This window comes from Thermosporothrix hazakensis (assembly GCF_003253565.1).
GTDB lineage: Bacteria > Chloroflexota > Ktedonobacteria > Ktedonobacterales > Ktedonobacteraceae > Thermosporothrix > Thermosporothrix hazakensis.
This window is the reverse complement of sequence record NZ_QKUF01000010.1, coordinates 45,837-63,268: the sequence shown is the minus strand read 5'-3', so window position 1 is coordinate 63,268 and position 17,432 is coordinate 45,837. Positions and strand designations below refer to the sequence as shown.

General features: G+C 50.3%; 18 protein-coding genes and 5 pseudogenes. 8 read left to right on the top strand and 15 right to left on the bottom strand.

Annotated features, from left to right (window positions below):
- Nucleotides 1–103: 103 nt before the first annotated feature.
- From EI42_RS15485 to EI42_RS15475, 3 genes and pseudogenes are all read right to left on the bottom strand, one after another.
- The gene (locus EI42_RS15485) at nt 104–976 is read right to left on the bottom strand and encodes a hypothetical protein (RefSeq protein ID WP_111323529.1); all 873 of its coding nucleotides are present in this window, start codon (nt 974–976) and stop codon (nt 104–106) included.
- A 372-nt stretch (nt 977–1,348) separates the two neighbouring features.
- The gene (locus EI42_RS15480) at nt 1,349–2,140 is read right to left on the bottom strand and encodes a hypothetical protein (RefSeq protein ID WP_111323528.1); all 792 of its coding nucleotides are present in this window, start codon (nt 2,138–2,140) and stop codon (nt 1,349–1,351) included.
- Nucleotides 2,137–3,334 (bottom strand): annotated as a pseudogene (locus EI42_RS15475) (RNA-guided endonuclease InsQ/TnpB family protein). Before EI42_RS15475 ends, EI42_RS15480 begins: the two are co-directional and overlap by 4 nt.
- Before the next feature lie 255 nt (nt 3,335–3,589).
- On the opposite strand from EI42_RS15475, the pseudogene EI42_RS34375 reads away from it, so the two are divergent.
- Nucleotides 3,590–4,343, top strand: a pseudogene (locus tag EI42_RS34375) (SUMF1/EgtB/PvdO family nonheme iron enzyme); the annotation flags it as partial.
- 105 nt (nt 4,344–4,448) lie between these two features.
- On the opposite strand, the gene dgoD reads toward EI42_RS34375, so the two are convergent.
- Nucleotides 4,449–5,597 (bottom strand): galactonate dehydratase, encoded by a 1,149-nt coding sequence (dgoD, locus tag EI42_RS15465; protein ID WP_111323646.1) that lies wholly within the window; start codon nt 5,595–5,597, stop codon nt 4,449–4,451.
- A 704-nt stretch (nt 5,598–6,301) separates the two neighbouring features.
- Between dgoD and EI42_RS33895 the strand changes: the two genes are divergently transcribed.
- Together EI42_RS33895 and EI42_RS15460 are read left to right on the top strand one after the other, a co-directional pair.
- A complete protein-coding gene (locus tag EI42_RS33895; RefSeq protein ID WP_246046419.1) occupies nt 6,302–6,532 on the top strand; it encodes a hypothetical protein in 231 nt (76 codons plus the stop codon).
- On the top strand, nt 6,427–7,152 hold the full coding sequence (locus EI42_RS15460) for an MBL fold metallo-hydrolase (RefSeq protein ID WP_246046387.1): 726 nt from the start codon (nt 6,427–6,429) through the stop codon (nt 7,150–7,152). Before EI42_RS33895 ends, EI42_RS15460 begins: the two co-directional genes overlap by 106 nt.
- 224 nt (nt 7,153–7,376) lie before the next feature.
- On the opposite strand, the pseudogene EI42_RS15455 reads toward EI42_RS15460, so the two are convergent.
- The 8 genes and pseudogenes from EI42_RS15455 to EI42_RS33890 form a co-directional block, all read right to left on the bottom strand.
- A pseudogene (locus EI42_RS15455) lies at nt 7,377–7,553 on the bottom strand (excinuclease ABC subunit A); the annotation flags it as partial.
- Nucleotides 7,554–8,010: 457 nt separating this feature from the next.
- Nucleotides 8,011–8,274 carry a hypothetical protein gene (locus EI42_RS15445; RefSeq protein WP_111323525.1) on the bottom strand — a complete coding sequence of 88 codons (264 nt, stop codon included), beginning with the start codon at nt 8,272–8,274 and terminating at the stop codon, nt 8,011–8,013.
- An 80-nt stretch (nt 8,275–8,354) separates the two neighbouring features.
- Nucleotides 8,355–9,566 carry a hypothetical protein gene (locus EI42_RS15440; RefSeq protein ID WP_111323524.1) on the bottom strand — a complete coding sequence of 404 codons (1,212 nt, stop codon included), beginning with the start codon at nt 9,564–9,566 and terminating at the stop codon, nt 8,355–8,357.
- Between the two features lie 175 nt (nt 9,567–9,741).
- On the bottom strand, nt 9,742–10,107 hold the full coding sequence (locus tag EI42_RS15435; protein WP_111323523.1) for a hypothetical protein: 366 nt from the start codon (nt 10,105–10,107) through the stop codon (nt 9,742–9,744).
- Nucleotides 10,108–10,586: 479 nt separating this feature from the next.
- Entirely contained in the window at nt 10,587–10,934 is a 348-nt protein-coding gene (locus tag EI42_RS15430) for a hypothetical protein (protein ID WP_111323522.1), read from the bottom strand.
- Nucleotides 10,921–11,463: a ParA family protein gene (locus EI42_RS15425; protein ID WP_281278993.1), complete on the bottom strand. Its 543-nt coding sequence runs from the start codon at nt 11,461–11,463 to the stop codon at nt 10,921–10,923. The genes EI42_RS15430 and EI42_RS15425 overlap by 14 nt, the downstream gene beginning before the upstream one ends.
- Before the next feature lie 44 nt (nt 11,464–11,507).
- Nucleotides 11,508–11,675, bottom strand: coding sequence for a ParA family protein (locus EI42_RS34370; RefSeq protein WP_282957325.1), 168 nt, complete (start codon nt 11,673–11,675; stop codon nt 11,508–11,510).
- Between the two features lie 354 nt (nt 11,676–12,029).
- Nucleotides 12,030–12,230 (bottom strand): annotated as a pseudogene (locus tag EI42_RS33890) (RNA-guided endonuclease InsQ/TnpB family protein); the annotation flags it as partial.
- 179 nt (nt 12,231–12,409) lie between these two features.
- Here EI42_RS33890 and EI42_RS15410 point away from each other — a divergent pair.
- The 3 genes from EI42_RS15410 to EI42_RS15400 all read left to right on the top strand — a co-directional run bounded on the left by EI42_RS15410 (nt 12,410) and on the right by EI42_RS15400 (nt 13,883).
- A complete protein-coding gene (locus EI42_RS15410) occupies nt 12,410–12,841 on the top strand; it encodes a hypothetical protein (protein WP_111323519.1) in 432 nt (143 codons plus the stop codon).
- A gap of 282 nt (nt 12,842–13,123) precedes the next feature.
- On the top strand, nt 13,124–13,564 hold the full coding sequence (locus EI42_RS15405) for a DUF1622 domain-containing protein (protein WP_111323518.1): 441 nt from the start codon (nt 13,124–13,126) through the stop codon (nt 13,562–13,564).
- Nucleotides 13,551–13,883, top strand: a complete 333-nt coding sequence (locus EI42_RS15400) for a DUF1622 domain-containing protein (protein ID WP_111323517.1) — start codon at nt 13,551–13,553, stop codon at nt 13,881–13,883. The genes EI42_RS15405 and EI42_RS15400 overlap by 14 nt, the downstream gene beginning before the upstream one ends.
- 397 nt (nt 13,884–14,280) lie before the next feature.
- On the opposite strand, the gene EI42_RS33885 is transcribed toward EI42_RS15400, so the two are convergent.
- Both EI42_RS33885 and EI42_RS33880 read right to left on the bottom strand, forming a co-directional pair.
- Entirely contained in the window at nt 14,281–14,550 is a 270-nt protein-coding gene (locus EI42_RS33885) for a helix-turn-helix transcriptional regulator (protein ID WP_249033463.1), read from the bottom strand.
- 180 nt (nt 14,551–14,730) lie between these two features.
- A pseudogene (locus tag EI42_RS33880) lies at nt 14,731–15,134 on the bottom strand (AraC family transcriptional regulator); the annotation flags it as partial.
- Between the two features lie 307 nt (nt 15,135–15,441).
- Here EI42_RS33880 and EI42_RS34365 point away from each other — a divergent pair.
- Nucleotides 15,442–15,567 (top strand): hypothetical protein, encoded by a 126-nt coding sequence (locus tag EI42_RS34365; RefSeq protein ID WP_281278856.1) that lies wholly within the window; start codon nt 15,442–15,444, stop codon nt 15,565–15,567.
- The gene (locus tag EI42_RS15385; RefSeq protein ID WP_111323516.1) at nt 15,545–16,243 is read left to right on the top strand and encodes an SDR family NAD(P)-dependent oxidoreductase; all 699 of its coding nucleotides are present in this window, start codon (nt 15,545–15,547) and stop codon (nt 16,241–16,243) included. Before EI42_RS34365 ends, EI42_RS15385 begins: the two co-directional genes overlap by 23 nt.
- 423 nt (nt 16,244–16,666) lie before the next feature.
- On the opposite strand, the gene EI42_RS15380 is transcribed toward EI42_RS15385, so the two are convergent.
- Complete coding sequence (locus EI42_RS15380) at nt 16,667–17,221, bottom strand: MFS transporter (RefSeq protein ID WP_246046279.1); 555 nt, start codon at nt 17,219–17,221, stop codon at nt 16,667–16,669.
- Between the last annotated feature and the right edge of the window lie 211 nt (nt 17,222–17,432).

Genomic DNA, 17,432 nt, shown 5'->3' with positions numbered 1-17,432 from the left:
GGGGGTTCGTGGTGGATTTTGGCATAGTACCTCGTAGAGAGCTTGGAGGGAACCAGGTGTCTACATAGTTATCTCTATATATTATATCAGAAAAGCCCGGGTGTTACTTTTCACGCGGGCTCATCTCGTCTAGTTTCGCGGTATCCCAGGGGAGAGTTTCGGGATCGATGTCTCTTTTGCGGGCAATAACACAAAAATCTTCCTTGCGGAGGTATTTCCCCATAGAATTGGGCCCCATTGCTCCGCGATATGCCTCAAACCCTTTTATGATTATACTCAGACGTTGTCTCGACAATCCTAACGATCGGCGCGCCTCTGATAAGGAGATATACAAGCATCCCCGAGCATCTCTAAGGTACGGATCTGGTTTGTGTCTCTTTTCAGAAGCCATTCGCATAAGTTTTTCTGCTTCCGCTTCGCTCACGTAATAACTAGGAGCTTTAAAAAACCTTTGAGGAACTACCTCAGCGTCCTCCAACCGACTTCGTAGACTATACCAGGAAATTCCTAACCTTTCCGCTAGGTCCCTTACTCTAACATACCCCTCTGGCACTTCAGCGCCCCCTCTTGGCGTTAAAAACCAGTGGCGTATTTTCTCCGCGTCGTCTGCTGTCACATAAACATGTCTACTAGGAGGGAGCTTGTGGTTTTTAACATCATACGCCAACAACGTTAGTCTATACGCCCCCAGTTCTTCGGCTAGAGCGTTAATTGAAATATATTTACACCCCCCGATTTGTATGCGGTCAGGGCTATCTCGTAACGCCTTTCTCTCCTCAAGTTGTTGCAGATCTCTCTCTGCAACATAGAGAGACCTATCAAATGTGTGCAGCGCTACACCAGCCGCGCGAGCTAGGCGAGACACTGCCCGGAGGTCAATGCCCAGGCGCCTCGCTGCTTCCACGCGAGATATATATGTTGCACCCCCCACTTGTATACAGGGCGGGGGTGTTGCCCCCCTTTTTGCTTCGTTCATATTTCCCCCCCAAAACACAAAGAATGGGCAGTTTTATGACATGCCCTGGTCATGAGGGTACCCCTCTCCAAACATGAAATGAGAGTACGAAATTAAATGGATTATACCAGATTACCCACCCGGCGTCAACAAAGAAGGCGGGTTATACATGGAGAAATAAAAAAAAGCGGGCACTTTTACGGCTTACCCGAGGCCGGAGCCTAGCACAGACTCACCAAAATCTTTACTAAAGGAATTATCATGTGCTAACCCGATAGCCCTCTTATGGCATGCGACTGAAATGAGCACATTTGTAAACACATAAAGACAAATTGCTAGCTGAACACACTATAAGAGGTACGCGACTATTTTAACACAATCCCGCCCGGTGTGTCAATGGGGGCGCGCCTCTTTCTCATACTCAGCTTTCCAGGCAAGGTACTTTTGGTGCTTGGCCCCCGTAGGTTTGATGTAGGTTCTGGTGTAATACTTTCGCAAATTTTCTCCCACATCTTCCGGGAACTTCCCGCGTTCGAAATACTCGAGGAATAAATCTCGCACCTCCTCCTCACTCCTGACTCTCTTACGTGTCTCTCGCGGGCGCAACGGCACAATATTATCAGGTGGTGCTGGGAGCTCTGCCACCTCCTGTTTCGTCTCCTCCACAGGAAGGATTTCAGGCATCCGTTTTGTCACAACTCCAGTCATATTTAAGAGCATTTGCTGTTGTGCCTCCTGAAGGAGACGTTCTACACTTGGCTTTGCCGGGCCACCTGCCAGGAATGTGCATGCGATCTCTGCGATATGGAAAGACAGAGATCTGATGAGAAACAACAGGTCATGCCCTTGTAAATTTTCCCCTACGAGGGCTGACAGCAAGGGGATTGACTCCCCGGATGCCACGCTAATGCGCCCGGCCTGATACTCTACCTGTAAGTAGACATATTGGCATAGAATTGAGATCGCCATCAAAGCCCCGCTGATAGTCATCGCGACACGAAACCCCTTCCTGTCTCCCCTCCTGAACTTTGCTGCGGCGCTGAAGATCGAAGCCAGTGTCACTGCCTCAATCGTGATACCAGCCAGCCAGGAGGTTGCGATATCCGGGCTGGCAAACGACAGCCCTTGGAAACCCGAGAAGAATTGACACTCCCCAGGCCAGAAGGGCGGGGATTCTTCCTTCATCCAGCCTGCTTGCGCGGCGCCGCACTGCGACGACGTGTAGCGGCAGGCTGTCCAGAAGCGTTCGACGAGACACCCTCGTCGGTTCCCGTCTGCCCGACGGTACCCTGTAGCGCTTTGTGCAAGATATTCAAGGCGGCATTGTGATCGCGGTCGAGGAGCAGCCCACAGCCAGGACACAGATGGGTACGCATACTCAAGCTCTTCTTGACCCGCTGCCCACGACGAGAACAGTTCTGAGTTGTAAAGGCCGGTTCCACCCCGATCACCGGGACACGATGCAGCGTGCCATAGTAATTCACCCACCAGAGGAAGCGACCCCACACCGCATCAGCGATGCTCCTGGCCAGATGGCGGTTCTTGACGAGATGACGGATCTGCAAGGCTTCGTAGGCAAAGAGGATCGTGAGACGAGACAAGCGCGTTCGCCTGCTTTCTGGCGACGTCCTCGCGCTGTCGTTGCACCTTGAGAGACGCTTTGCTGAGGGCTTGACGGGCTTTGCGCCGATTGCGACTGCGCTTCTGCGTCTTCGAGAGCCGACGATGCAGCCGCTTGAGCCGTTGTTCCGCCTTGCGGAGATCCTGAGGAGGAGCCACGGTGTGGCCTTCGGAGTCAGTGAAGAAGGCACTCAGCTCCAGATCAATGCCCACCTGCTTGCCTGTGGGCTGATGCTCAACGCGTCGCGTGGCCGACACCGCAAACTGACAAGAATACCTATCAGCCCGCCGGAGCCGCCGTACCCGCTTGATCTGTGAGAGGGGAAAGGCCATGATGTCACGCGAGCCGATGAGGCGCAGCCGGCCAATACCACAGCCATCTGTGAAGCGAATGTGTACCCCATCAGGATCCAGCTTCCAGCCCGTCTGCTTGTACTCGACACTGCGACAATCATGCTGGAACTGAGGGTACCCCTTCTTGCCGGGTATCTTGAGACGACAGTTCTCGTAGAAACGGGAGATGGCAGCCCACGCCCGATCAGCGGCAGCTTGCCGGGCCTGCGAGTTGAGGGAGAGCGCAAAGGGAAATTGTTTGGCCAGCACAGCGCAATAGCGCTGCAGGTCATTCCTGGAGATGCCACGTGCATCCATCCAGAGGCGCAGGCACGTGTTGCGAATGAACTGGGTGGTGCGGATGGCTTCCTCGATGGCGGCGAATTGCGCTTTCGACCCATCGAGCTTGTCTTCGTAGATCAGCATCCCTTGCTCCTTGTTCGTCCTCACTATCTTCGTGTATTCTCGCACAACGATTGTCTTCTGTCAAGCGAAGGGGAACGTTCTGACTCTGCTGGCTTCCTGCGCCATCCATCCCCCTGGCTGAAGCCAGGGGCCTTCTGCCGCTTTTTGGTAACCGTTGCTGATCGCCAGGGAGGTCGCAAGCGAGAAGGGCGCCAGAACGGACACCCATTCAACAAACGTATTCTTGACGGTGTCTGTGGTATTGTCCATTTCCTTCTTGACGAGACCGGCTATGTCACGGTCGCGGAAAGGCCCTTGAAGTATCCGGGAGCTTCAGCGGATATGTTGGTGCCCGGGTCGCTTGTGTTTCAAAAGCCAGAAGGACGGGTTCGGCTTGATCAGTACCAGAACTGGTGGGTGTATGTACCGGGAGCCTGCTGGCGCCAGCCAGAGGGACCGGGAAGCACGATTGAGGGCCGGGAACAACACCCGGCCGTGCATATTGCCTATGAAGACGCCGAAACGTATGCCAGATGGTGTGGGAAGGAACTACCGAGTGAGGCGCAATATGCGGCGAGAGGTGGCCTGGATGGCGCAGGGGGGATGAGTTCGCGCCTGATGGAAAGATGATGGCGAACACCTGGCAAGGAGAGTTCCCCTGGCAAAATCTACTTCTGGATGGCTTCGAGCGCACCGCACCGGTTGGCTCTTTCCCACCAAACGGCTATGGATTATACGATATGGCAGGGAACGTCTGGGAGTGGTCAAGCGACTGGTATAGCGAGAGACACCCGGAAAGAGCGAAGAAGCCATGTTGTATCCCGGTTGACCCGCGTGGGGGCCACTGGAGCATAGTTATGATCCAGGTTTGCCCGGTGTCCATATTCCGCGCAAAGTGCTCAAAGGCGGCTCCTTTTTATGTGTGCCGAACTACTGTCTGCGGTATCGACCGGCGGCGCGACCCCCGGGAATGATTGATAGCACAGCATGTCATATTGGGTTCCGATGTGTGCGAAATAGCCAGCAGTAAGTGGGCTTTGGCTTGCCCATGAGAAGGGGACTTGCTATTTGTTGCAAGCCCCCTTCTTTTTGCCTGATGAAGCTGTGCACTCGCATCTATTACTGAAGGCAAGCATTACCATTCGGCGAGGGTACCATCAGCAAGCCTCCAGACAGGATTACGCCAATTCTGTACAGTACGGGCGGCTTCGCGTACTGCCTCTTCATTGATCGTAATGCCTAATCCGGGCTGTTGCGGTACAGCGACATAGCCATCATGATAGGCAAAGATCGTAGGATCAGCCAGATAGTCCAGCAGGTCAGCCTGAGTGTTATAGTGGATATTCAGGCTTTGCTCTTGAATCAAGACATTATGGGTACAGGCGTCAATTTGTAAACAGGAGGCGAGCGCGATGGGGCCAAGCGGACAATGGGGCGCGACGGCAACATCATAGGCCTCTGCCATAGTCGCAATCTTTCTCAATTCAGAGATGCCACCGGCATGAGAGGCATCAGGCTGGATAATGTCGACATACCCATCCATCAGCAGACCCTTGAAATCCCAACGCGAATACAGGCGCTCTCCTGTTGCGATTGGAATTGTTGTATGACGTGCGATCTCGCGCAATGCCTCGTTATTTTCGGGAAGGACCGGCTCCTCGATAAAGAAGGGATGAAATGGTTCTAGTTCTCGGACGAGCACTTTTGCCATGCTCTTGTGAACGCGTCCATGAAAGTCGATAGCGATGCCAAAAGCAGTATCGGTCGCGGCCCGCACTTCGGCAACTCGTGCGACAACTTCTTCTACTCGATGAAATGAGTCGACATAGTGCATTTCATCCGAGGCATTCATTTTGATCGCGGTAAATCCCGCCTCGCGCCTCTGGCGGGCCGCATTTGCGACGTCCGCAGGTTTATCGCCGCCAATCCATGCATAGACGCGTATTTTGTCGCGTACGCGCCCGCCGAAAAACTCATAGATTGGCATGCCGTAATGTTTCCCTTTGATATCCCAGAGAGCCTGATCTATCCCTGCTATCGCGCTCATAAGGACAGGACCGCCTCGATAGAAGCGTGCGCGATACAACTGTTGCCAGATATCTTCAATCCGGGTAGGATCTTGCCCTAACAAATAGTCGCTGGCATCTTTTACCGCTGCTGCGGTGCTGGCGACATGCCCTTCTAGCCCGGCTTCTCCCCATCCACAGATGCCGCTATCGGTTGATATTTTAAGAAAGAGCCAGCGTGGTGGAACGGCAAATACTTCGATGTTGGTGATCTTCATGCTTATAGCTCTCCTACCTGTTTGCTGTTCGATATTCACGATGCTTTCTGCTATAGAAGCAGGGAGAACATGCTTATCTTCTTTGAATAGCCAGATAAGCAGCTTCATCATTACACAGACATTTTCCTGAGTGAGTTACAGATCAGGCGAAGCACCCTGTTTTTCCACATGATCTAAAATGGATACAGTGAATATGGGAAAATGTTGACATATGACTTATAGTCCGTATATTATCATCCCTGAGAGTATTTTTACAACGATGTAAAACCAATAAAAAAGAGATCTTCACATGCTTTTCACTTGTCCCTGATGTGTCGGACAAGGAAGCCAAAGCAGAGCGCCTGCGACGGTGCTCTGAGGTGCGGTGGGGTTCAGACACAAGCCTCCTCCTTTAGAGGGAGGTCATTGACTATTGGGGAGAGAGGCTGACACGCTTGCACTTTATCGTGATGGAGGCTGCTTGTACGTTCAATCTTGCTTGATTGCGGTCGTCATTTTAGCTTTCGGATGGAAAGGGAACGTGGTGGGAGCTCCACACATAAATTGCAATTTCTCCTCAATTCTGTGTTGGTGCGCAGACTTCTCTGGAGGATGCAGTTTCGTGTAAGTGGTATTGTATCTTGCCACCGGGGAGCCCTCAAGCGTTAGACCTTAGAGGCCACCTGACGGCTTTTTAACGCTTTGAAGAAAGGAACATGTAATCTATGGACTCTTCATACCGCTCGACTGCTGCCGCGATACAGGAAACGCATGTATCAGCAGGGACTATCGCCCTCTGGTGGCTCGGTCAGGCAAGTTTTGTCTTACGCAGTGCGAAAGCACTCTTTTTATTGATCCGTTCCTATCGCCTGGATCTGATCGCCTCGTTCCTCCCCCGTTTACGGCGGAAGAGAGCCCGGCAGTGGACTACGTTTTATGCACCCATGAACATATAGATCATCTGGATTTGCCTGCCTGCGTCACACTTGCCCGGCGTTTCCCACAGACGCGCTTTATTGTCCCTCGCCCCATTGTCGAGCAACTAACTGTGCAAGGAATCGCTGAGGAGCGGATACAAGGGGTGCAGCCAGGAGAAGAGCTTAGCCTGGGAGTTGCGCGGCTCTTTCCTGTTCCGGCTATGCATGGTCTGAGTTGTCCACCTGCTCGCTATGATTTTGGCTTTGAGCAGGGTGGTGGCCTGTATCGCTACCTCGGCTATGTGCTTGAGCTGGAAGGCATACACATCTACCATCCAGGTGATACATTAGTTTTTGATGGACTGGTAGAGCAGCTTCGTTCATTTGATCTTGATATCGCACTACTGCCAATTAATGGGCGTAGTTATTTTCGTGAGCAAAAGAATCTGGTTGGCAATATGGATGAGCGTGAGGCGGCGGATCTGGCTGCGGCGGCTGGGGTTAAGCTCCTGATACCAACGCATTATGATATGTTTGTCGCAAATCTGGGACGCCCGGGGTTGCTGATTGAGTATGTGCGTACAGTCTATCCGCAGCTCTCTTGCTATGTGCCTGCTCATGGTCGTCGCTTTACCTTCACCAGAGGTGATGCACGGTAGCTTGTGGAATTCCTGCCTGTTTCTTCATGTCTGTCATAGTTCGTGCGAAATGTCGTTTCAGCTCGGCTTTCCTGCAACAGGAGTGAAGCCGTACTCATCCTGCCTTGACCCGTTGCACAGAGGCGCGCCGATGAATGGTATGCACCCTGGCATCCGGGTCAATCATATCCAGTGGGTTGTCACCCGTTCTGCCTCATAGAGGCATAGCTAGAATCAGGTGGTCGTTACAGGTACCGACCCGTAAGCGAATGCTTTGCCGCGAGCAACTCTCGAGGAGTGCCCTCAAAGACAACGGTCCCGCCCTTGTGCCCGCCTTCAGGGCCCATATCAATGATCCAGTCAGCATTGCGAATCACATCCCGGTTGTGCTCAATCACAATGACCGTATTGCCGTTATCAAGTGGCTTTGCAGAGCATGGAACTGATACTTGAATGTGTCATAGAGCTTACGTTCAGCTATTAAACGTTGCTTTATCTCTTTCATGGGCAATGCATATAGATGCATGAATTTATCGTAATCTGCTGGAGTGATGCCTAGTATCTTTAACGTATCGAGCGGATAGTACACGCAAAAGTATTGACTAGCATATTTCATCCATGTTCCTGCACCAATCGTAAAGAGTTGCTTTGATGATAAGCCGGTTTTTTCTTTACTATTGGCTCTAATGCGGTATGCCCAAAAATGCGCTTGCAGCGAATGAGACTTGATTTACTTGGAAGTTCCGTCTGATATTTAAACTGTTGATGAGCAATTCGGACGGTGAGTTCATGCAATATTCTCTCGTCCTTTACCAAGTATCGAGAGATATATTCATCTACCTCTTTTAGTTTGTTAATCAGGCTCGCAAAAGTATTCCATTAGCGAGCAGTGTAATTCGTGCTTGGTTGTGGGCTACAGACAATGATTGCTTCCCTGGCGAGAACTTCCATTTCCCAGGGCAGAATGAGGCGTTCGTCTGAATAGACGGCTCGATGCACTTCTATATCCGCTGGGAAAGGGGCCGGTACACGCACGGTTTTGAAAGCAGCGCAGGCTCTAATAATAGCCAGTGTATCGTGAAGGTCGAGCTTCCTGAGTAGATTTCTCAGTGGCGTCCAGCCGTTATAAGCGTTGTCAGTCATACAACTATCCTATCAGGATTGTACAGTCTTAAGAGAGGAAGCAGCGCATGTTTATGTGCCATTTTCTGAAGGGCGGATAATCAATTCAGAAAAAAGGCCACCCCCCAGGTCAAAAGTTTCCATTCGCCATCGCCTTTCGACAGCAGCGTAACCTTACCATTCTTGTCTTCATAGAGCCATCGGAGTGTTGCAATGTGCTCCTTACGGCTGGCTATCTTCGTTTTGACCTCAATATTGCACACAGAAGCAGTCTCATGGTTGAGAGAGAGTACCTCAAACTCTTCTAGCGCATGTGGTTTATAGTCGTCCGACACACGCTTTGGCATGGCATTTTCTCGATGATAAGCTACAACCATATTACTGAGGAACTTGCTCATCTTGCCATAGTTTTTCGCTTTCCAGGCTGCCAGGTAGGCGGTACAGGCCACGAATGCCGGATCATCTTCAAAACCTGGCTCGCCGGCATGCAACACATAAGATGACCACTCGCCCAGCAGTTTCTTGTCCTTTTCAGTTTCTATCATCTGATGGATAGTTTCCCGAAAGCTCTTTTGCGGAGGCTTGGGCATCTCCGCCTTCTTCTTTGCCGTTGCCCAGTCTACGACGGCAAAGAGCATGTTCCACGCCTTAGAGGCGACAACAATGTTATCGAAGTCCAGGACAGTGCCATGCATAATACCGTTGCGATAGAGTTCATAGACCGGCTCTGTTCTTGTAACACTGATTGTTTTCAGGAATGTCCGATGGACATTGGCAATGCCTTTGTGATGGGAGATCGGGCTGTCCCATGCGCCCAGTTCCTCCTCACTACGGGTATGGAGACCTCGATGCTCAGAGTCAAGTTCGTTGACGAAGCCATCTGCAACCGAAAGAAGCAGAAAGATACAAGCATAGTAGCGTTCCGCAAAGTAATCATCGCGGGCTTTCTCGATAAGCCGCATACGTTTGCGCAGTGCTTCAAAGCGATTGCAGCGCATAATAGCGAAGTCTAAGAACTCAGGATCAGTATACAGAGCAATGAACTGGCGTTCGGCATCCTCTGCACTTGTATTATGCGCCAGGATTCCGCGCACCTTCTCCACATTTAGGGAATCGTGAAAGATCCAATGCCTGTCTCCAAGGAGCGTGTAGAAGTTATCAACTGTATCGCCCAGCTCCTTAATCTGTGCTTCTAGCTGTTTGAGTTTAGTGCGCTCATCTGGGGGTAAGAAAATGCTTACCAGTTTTAGAGCGTTGAGTTGGTTAGATAATTCGACAAAGGAAGGTAAGTCGTGAACAGAGTTATACGTCATGTCTATAGTTTACAGGAAGTGTCAAGGCTGTGTTTGGCTTGACGCTCCTCCTGAACCTATTTAAAGGCCCTGTGTGGGTTCGTATTAGAAAACGTAGCTTTTTACGTCTTTATGCCAGAACGCGCCACACAGCGCGGCTGCATGGCTCAGGCGGGCACTGTGTTGGCCCTTCCTGCTAGCAGAGCCAGGCGAATAGCTTCTCCCTGGATTGGCCGGGCCTATTATGCGGTAATTCCTGCGCGGTCGCGGCATGACGCTCAACGCTGCGCCTCAGCCATATCTGTTTATAGACAAACTTCCGCATCTGTTCGGCCATCTCTTTACCAACACGCTCGATTACCTGTTCAGCTTTCTTGAGCACGGCGAAGTGTTTCTTGAGGAAGTCCAGCGTGCGCTCCCAGGCTTTCACCGAGCACACCTTTGCAAACCAGTGGGCTGGCTTCTCTTTTGTCGGCGCGATAGCAGCCAACTCTAAGAGATCAGCCAGATGTCCTTCTCTTATGAGCTTTTGATATCGCTTCTCGTCTTCAACTTTACCCAATAGTCCGAACCTACATTTAGTTGTTGGATCGCCGCAGGCACTTCTATAGAAGTATTGTCGTTACCTTTGGCTGTTTTTTCTGCTGCCTGGCGGCTAACGCTCCGAACGCTGAGGATGTGTTATTCATTCCCCTACTCCTTCCACTTGAGTTAATGTGCTTGTTTTTGGTTGCAGGCGAAGGCCCGCTTAAAGAGGAGCTTTTAAATAGAAAAGAGCCCTACAGAGGGGCTTTTCTGTCCGCGATCTACGATCTAAGACTTGTCATTATAAGACAATAGTAAACCACCTGCTTGGACAAGTCAATGGACTAAAAAGAAGTAATTACAGAATTGCCCTCATTGTTTTTGAATTAGCCCAAATTTTTTAAGAAATAACGACAATTCTTAAAATCTCACGAAATTAATTTGTATTTATCATAACTCGGCACTGCATTCTATACAACCATCTCGCTTGAGCCTGATCTGTGAGTAATGTTGATTTTACAGAGGCAAAGGATGCTTCTCAAAATATTCGTCTAAGGCTTCCTGAACTATTGCATAATCATTCTTGCCTCGGCCAACTGCACGGAACTGTATGCCCTTGATCTGACTTGGGGTGAGATAGGTTGAGTAAGGTCTGACTATTTCGTCATCTTGGGATGCAGTAGTTTGCGCCCCTAGCTTCTTTACGATGCTCTGCTGCTTCGCTGGTGCGAGTGTGGTTGACTCGGTCGCCGTTTCAGACTCCCCAGCCTCTGTTGGAGTCGGTATGTCCACTGGCGCAACAGGCTTGCGTGCTAACGGATTACGTGTCGCCATTAACTCTTGTGGGCTTTTAGGCTTGCTCATCTAATACCTCCGCCAGTCGCTTATATGCTAATGCTCTGCTGTGGTCAGGATCATAGAGCGCGATGGGAATGCCAGCTAGTGTCGCTTCAGGGTGGCGCACGCTATAGTCTACGCCAAAGTCGTATACGAGATCGGGGTATGCTTTCTTTGCAGTGTCTATCACTGATTTAGAGATGTTGGTACGTGGATTAACCATTGTCGGCAAAATGCCTACCTCTTGAATATCAGGGTTGAGTCCCTGCTTGACTTTCTCTACTTGTTCCATCGCCTGGGCTAAGCCTTCCATCGCAAAGTAATGGGCTTGTAACGGAATAATTACTTCGTCGGCAAACGTCAGAGCACTTGCAGTCAACATGGACTCCGAAGGAGGCGTATCTATCAGGATATAGTCAAAATACCTTTCTAATGGCCGCAGAAGATTTTTATGCGCGTGTATATCGGTGCTTCCCATGCCGCTCTCGGTCTTAGCCAGGTCAACGTGAGATGGCAGCACGTGCAAATGGTAATAAGTTTTATAGAGGGCCGTCAGAGGGTTGATTGATGGATCGTTCAGGAGCTTGCCGACATGCTTTTCTACTTCAGTAGGTTGATCCCAACGGCGACGGTTGCGTTTGCTTGCGGATCAAGATCAACCAGCAAGACTCGCTTGCCTCTTAAAGAGAGTGCCGCAGCCAAGTTAATAGTGGTGGTCGTCTTACCACTCCCCCCTTTTCTCATTGCTACCGCTAGTAACCGAGCAATGATTGTTTACTTTTTTGTATGCAAACCTGCTTACTTATTTGTAAGCTTAGCAGTTCGCCCATAAACACACAAGCTGGTTTATGGACTTACATGCCTGTATGTTAAAGTTTTTACATGCCAACCTGAATACCCTCCTCTTATACCTCAGCAATAAATAATGGGTGTGCCTGTAGATGGATATTAGGGCGGTTTCGCGTCTTGATTTTTCGTTTGGACTCGGGTGTAGTGAAATGAGCAAAAGCCGAGGAGATATCCTATGCCTGACTACCGATAATATTTTGAACATGATGTGACTAAAAGTCAATACCATTGGTATAGTACAAAAGATAGATTGTTTTGTCTTGTTCTGTATAGTCAGATACCCCATGCCTCAAGGCAGGAGCTTGTAGCTAGACTCCACCGCAACTCAGCAAACCTGGAGAGGCGTGCAGCTTTGGCTTCTTTATCCGCTCCATCAGGGCACTCTGACAGGGTACCCGTATGCATCCAATCTTGCCGAATGAGCAGCGTTCGCATCGTGATGTTTCTCGCACCCACCAGATCAGCATGGAGGGTGTTGACTCGATTACAGGATGTAGTGTGTATTGAGTGGATAGGTATCTTGCTCTGTCAGGAAGAGGAATACCAGGAGCAGATCATTCTCAGTCAAGCATGTGTGGAAATGCGGGATGCAGGAGCCCAGGAACCGCTTCGGAAAATAGTTATGAAAAACAGAGAAGCCTTATAGCAGAAGCATGACAGAAAGTATTGATGGGGTGGCGCGGTATATTGTTTCGCGAGTGCTTGATTATTTGAGCTCTGAGGAAATATACCGTCTTGATAGAGAAGTATTGTGGCAGGTGTTGGTGTTGATTCTGGACCGACGTTATGCAGAGGCCGGTCATCTCTTCTGGAAGCAAGGGTTTCTGGTTGTAGAAGAAGATGACTATGCAACTCCCTGTCTCGTTGCCAGTTTTTTCGGGGTGGAGGATGCGGCAGCCGACATGCTTATATCCTGCTGGAAGGGAGATATTCAAAAGTACAGGCAGGAAGATCGATGTGATGCGCTCCTTGGTGTTGTGTCTCTTGGTGGTGCATTGCTTCGCAACGAGGGAAGTCGTTCTGTTATGCACGAGACCATGAGAATATTTGGTTCTCTTTCTGTGTCAGAGGGCCTGGGCTCTTGATGTCCTGAATAAGCAGTATAACGCAATGAAGCATGGTTATGAAGGCAAGTTGTTTTTTTGCTTCTCTGAGAGCAGAGAAGGAAAGGATTCATCTGGATGATGTCACTCATAGACAACGTGTATATTCTGTAGAACAAAGCAATGAAGTGTAGGCCAACCAGGTTGAGGCAAAACATGGGCAGTTTTCTCCCTGGCCTGCGATGACAGAACGTTGGTAGGGTAACGTGCGTGTCCCTATGAGAACCGTATGGGTGTTTCTGTATCAAAGGGAGAAGAGAGGAATTGGAGGGTCTCTTTAAGCTCTGGACAAGCTTCCTGGCTTCTGGCGTGGAGGCTGTCGCCGGGCTAATTATTGCCTTTGCAGCCTTACAAGCCTGTATACGTGCGCTGCTCATTTTTCTGGACAGAAGCAGGGCTGCCGCTCAATATGAGGGTATACAGGCAGAACGGATTCGTCTTCGCCTGGGACGCTGGCTCGCTCTTGCATTAGAGTTTGAGCTTGGGGCTGATATTCTGCGCACTGCTATCGCGCCGACCTGGACTGAGGTTGGACAGCTAGCAGCTATTGCCGCAATCAGAACGCTGCTGAACTACTTTTTGCAACAGGAGATTGATCGTGCTGTTCGTCGTGATCCAGAGAGAGCACATCCGGTGCAGGACGAACCGGCCTCTGTATCATCAGTAAATAGTGCTATCGGAAAGCTGAAAAATGAGCCTGACTGATCTTTTGCATTTCACGCTCTGGGCCTCATGCATCGAGTTTGTTGGGGCTCTTCTACTCGTGGGCTATGTCCTGGGAGCTTTGTTTCTTCTGCTGCGAACCCGAAATATTCTCCATGCTCAGAGATTGGTCGCGGATGGTGCGATTGCCAGTCTCAGTTTTAAACTCGCGGGAACGTTATTGAAGACAATAGAGCTTCGTACCTGGCAACAAATTCTGATGTTGTGTGCTATTCTGGCATTGCGGACGATTCTGAAGCGCTTTTTTGTCTGGGAGCGTATGCGCCTGCAACGTTTGCAGGACCAAGAAAAATATGCCTGAGTGAGCGACTCTAGATGATGGGACAGGGAGAGGGTGTGGAAAGCAATAGGGTATTTGCAGCGTGCGCACAGAGATATTGTGGAGATGTTTAGTTCCCGAAGCGGGCTGTGCAGGAAATGGTCCTGTTTGCAAGTGCTCTGATAGTACATCATTCTAATATGGATGCCAGAGAGAGCGAAGCTTGTTCCTGTTTGTGTTGATCTATTTTCAGATGGCAGCTCATGTATCTATTCCCCTTTTGCAAAGATGCTAAAAAGCGTCCACTACATATCGCTTCGAGCATAGAGGGCACGCTTGAAGAAGCCGCGTGCGTATTGAAGACGACAGGCTTTTCAGGGCAGCACCGATTGAGAATAGTCTTGTATGGGATAAGTTGATGTGTAAATGGCGCGAAACATTATCCTCTTAAAGAAGAGTCCTGAGAAGCGAGTTTTTCTTCGCGGAGTCGTTGTACGTCACGCATCGGGGGGATGCCGAAGAGGCTTTTGTACTCGCGATTGAAATGGGAAGCGTCTTGATAGCCGACACGAAAGGCCGCACTGGTCGCGTGCAGACCTTCTGAGAGCATCAGACGGCGGGCTTGCTGGAGCCGTATTCGCTTCTGGAATTGCAACGGGCTCATTGCGGTGACAGCTTTGAAGTGATGGTGCAGGCTCGAAACACTCATGCCTAATTCACGTGCGAGATCCTCGATATACAATGGTTGGTCGAAGTTCTGGCGCAATTGGGTGGCTGCTCTGACGATGTCAGATGTATATCCTCCCAGGATGGCTAGACGACGAAGACGATCCCTTTGCTCTCCAATGAGGAGGCGATAGATGATTTCTTGCGTAATCAGTGGCATCAGGACTGGTACTTCGTCAGGAGCATCCAGGAGCCTGATGAGACGTACTGCTGCTTCAAGCAGGTTTCCATCTAACGGACTGACAGCAACAGCCCGTGCATCTGTCCGCTTCTTTGAAGGAATGTATCCTGCTTCTAACAGCACTGAGCTCACGAGGGCGGGAGGGAGTTCCAGCCGGAGGCTGAGATAGGGCCGTTCTTTTGAGGCTTCGACCACCTGACTCGCGCTTGGAAGCTCAATTGTGGTTAGCAGGTAATGTAAAGGATCGTAGCGGTAGCGGCTCTCACAAGGAGCACTTCTTTGCTGCCCTGAGCAATCACACATACAGATGGAATGGAGGTCCCATGAAGTAGGGTTGTCGGTGCGGATGAACGAGCTAGATGGAGCCCCGGTAACGGCTGAATCATTCCATCTTCACGGAGAATCTGTGAGATTCGCTCAACCAGCTCCTCCCGATTCGTCTGGAAGCGTTGTATCTCGCGCATGTCCTGCTTTGTGGTCATTGTCACTATTGGATCTTTCTCTGTTTGGTATTGGAGCTTCTCTTCAGGATTTGCAGAATCAGACAATCTTTTGCGACAATCATTCTATCACCTCATGCTCTGAAGCGTCTATACGTACCTGAGAGTAAGCACATATCTTATTGCTCTGAAAGAGTGAAAGGTTAAACTGTGCTGATTTTGTAATACGTGAGCTACAAAAGGAGAATTTGAAATGGGGAAACTTGATGGAAAAGTCGCAATCGTGACAGGAGCCGGGAGAGGAATAGGACGTGCCATTGCAGCAGCGTATCTGCAAGGGAGCATCAGTGACGATCATGGCCGCGCGAGAGCAGGCTGAGCTTGAGCAACTGACGCAGAAGTATCAAGCTGAACGAGTGCTGGCCGATGTAACGAAGCCTGAGGAATGTGAGCAGGTGGTGGATCAGACTATTCAGCGGTTTGGACATGTTGATATCCTGGTCAATAACGCGGGGCGAGGTATGAAGTATGTCAACCCCCTCTTTTCTGATGGTGTCCACACGCTTTTGGGAGACAGAACCTTCTGCCTGGCAAATGATTATAGACACGAATGTCAATGGACCCTTCTATATGACGCGCGTAGTTGTGACCCTGCTGTGCTGGAGCAGCAACGTGAGGGGAGTATTATTAACATCAGTATGAACTATGAAGGGATGAAACGGCGCGGCTTTTCGCCTTATGGACCGTCGAAGGCAGCGCTTGAGTCTGCTTTAGCCATCTGGGCACAAGAGTTGATCGAGGCGCGTATTCGTGTCAATGTTCTGTTGCCGGGCGGTATCACCAGGACCGGTATGCTTCCTGTTGAGACGCCGATGGATGTTGTACTATCCAATCAGGCTCGGCTGCTTCAGCCTGAGATTATGCAGGCTCCGGCTGTGTTTCTCGCCTCAGATGATGCGCGTAAGCTAACTGGTCGTCGTTTAATTGCAGTGGAATGGAGCGCGGCGAAACCACAGGGACGCGCTATTGTGGAGGAAATAGGTTGTCCTCAATGATGAGTAGACATAACTACGATTCTATTACCAGACTACATGTATTCAATGATGACCGTTATAAAGAACGACTTTTTGATCTATTGGAACGTGTCCGATTGCAAGTTCTTTAACTTACTCTATTCCTGGGCCGGTCTGCGCTCAGGGCGTTGGATGTGTGGCACTGTCTGATTGTGGACGGTGTCGAGAGAGAAGGGCCAGCAACGGTCCCTCTCCTTCGGCCTGCTTCCCTCTCTGATAGGCCTGTTCGTCTGAAAGGGAATGCGATAAAGGTCGGTCAGTGTTTTTTGACGAAAAGATACGACGTACCATATCACTGATAGAAAGCTAATGAGTTCACCAGGTTAGTACCAGCTCTTTGAGCATGAACAGACCGGATTACGCGTCCATTGTAGTCTTGCCTATTTCTACGGAAGCAGATAGATCTTACCCTTGTGGGAATGTCGCTTGCCGCATATGCCGAGAGAGAAACAGAAATCCGGTTATCAGAAGCAGGCCACTCCACACAATGCCCACGGTAGGCAAAATGCCCAGATGCTCCAGGCTCAGCCCAAGTGCGGAGGAGCCTACAGTGAGTACGCTGAATAAGATCACGCGATAGATGCTACTGATGCGGCCTTGCAGGGCATCTGGTACGACAGCGAAGCGATAACTGTCCATGAAGATAGCACGGATCGAGTCGGAGAGAGCGATACCCGCGAAGATGGCTCCCAGCAGCAGTGGCGTCGTGATGAAGCCATAGAGGGGCCAGAGCAACACGAACACCATCAGGGCACAACCCAATGCTGTGCCAAAGCGTATGTGCCGTTGCAATGGTGGGCTGAGCACCGTGCCAAGCAGGTTCCCGACGCCGCCACTTGCGACGATCAAGCCGTAGAGCATGGGCGGGATATGCTGCTGTTGCACAATGGTCAGGACGAGAAGCGCGCTGGCTGTTATGGTAAGGTTAAGATAGCTGGAAATCAGGAAAATCGAGCGCATAACCTTCTGCGACCATAACCAGCTTGACTGGTGCGATGGGAATATTGTCCAACAGGCTCACAAACACCGATACTCAATCTCCATCTGAGGAGGAAGAGGTGCTGAATTCAACACAACTCTCCTTGTTTGTGGGAGTGGAACAGGAACTGTAGCCACTTTTTGCAGTTATATGGTACGTTCTGTTTTTTCGTCAGGATCGCACTGACGGGTC

Coding starts and splice junctions, on each gene's coding strand:
- EI42_RS15445 (WP_111323525.1), bottom strand. CDS start 8,274: ATGACTGACAACGCTTATAACGGCTGGACGCCACTGAGAAATCTACTC.
- EI42_RS15410 (WP_111323519.1), top strand. CDS start 12,410: ATGACAGAAAGTATTGATGGGGTGGCGCGGTATATTGTTTCGCGAGTG.
- EI42_RS15485 (WP_111323529.1), bottom strand. CDS start 976: ATGAACGAAGCAAAAAGGGGGGCAACACCCCCGCCCTGTATACAAGTG.
- EI42_RS15430 (WP_111323522.1), bottom strand. CDS start 10,934: ATGAGCAAGCCTAAAAGCCCACAAGAGTTAATGGCGACACGTAATCCG.
- EI42_RS33895 (WP_246046419.1), top strand. CDS start 6,302: ATGGACTCTTCATACCGCTCGACTGCTGCCGCGATACAGGAAACGCAT.
- EI42_RS15380 (WP_246046279.1), bottom strand. CDS start 17,221: ATGCGCTCGATTTTCCTGATTTCCAGCTATCTTAACCTTACCATAACA.
- EI42_RS34365 (WP_281278856.1), top strand. CDS start 15,442: ATGGGGAAACTTGATGGAAAAGTCGCAATCGTGACAGGAGCCGGGAGA.
- EI42_RS15480 (WP_111323528.1), bottom strand. CDS start 2,140: ATGAAGGAAGAATCCCCGCCCTTCTGGCCTGGGGAGTGTCAATTCTTC.
- dgoD (WP_111323646.1), bottom strand. CDS start 5,597: ATGAAGATCACCAACATCGAAGTATTTGCCGTTCCACCACGCTGGCTC.
- EI42_RS15385 (WP_111323516.1), top strand. CDS start 15,545: ATGGCCGCGCGAGAGCAGGCTGAGCTTGAGCAACTGACGCAGAAGTAT.
- EI42_RS15400 (WP_111323517.1), top strand. CDS start 13,551: ATGAGCCTGACTGATCTTTTGCATTTCACGCTCTGGGCCTCATGCATC.
- EI42_RS15440 (WP_111323524.1), bottom strand. CDS start 9,566: ATGACGTATAACTCTGTTCACGACTTACCTTCCTTTGTCGAATTATCT.
- EI42_RS33885 (WP_249033463.1), bottom strand. CDS start 14,550: ATGAGTGTTTCGAGCCTGCACCATCACTTCAAAGCTGTCACCGCAATG.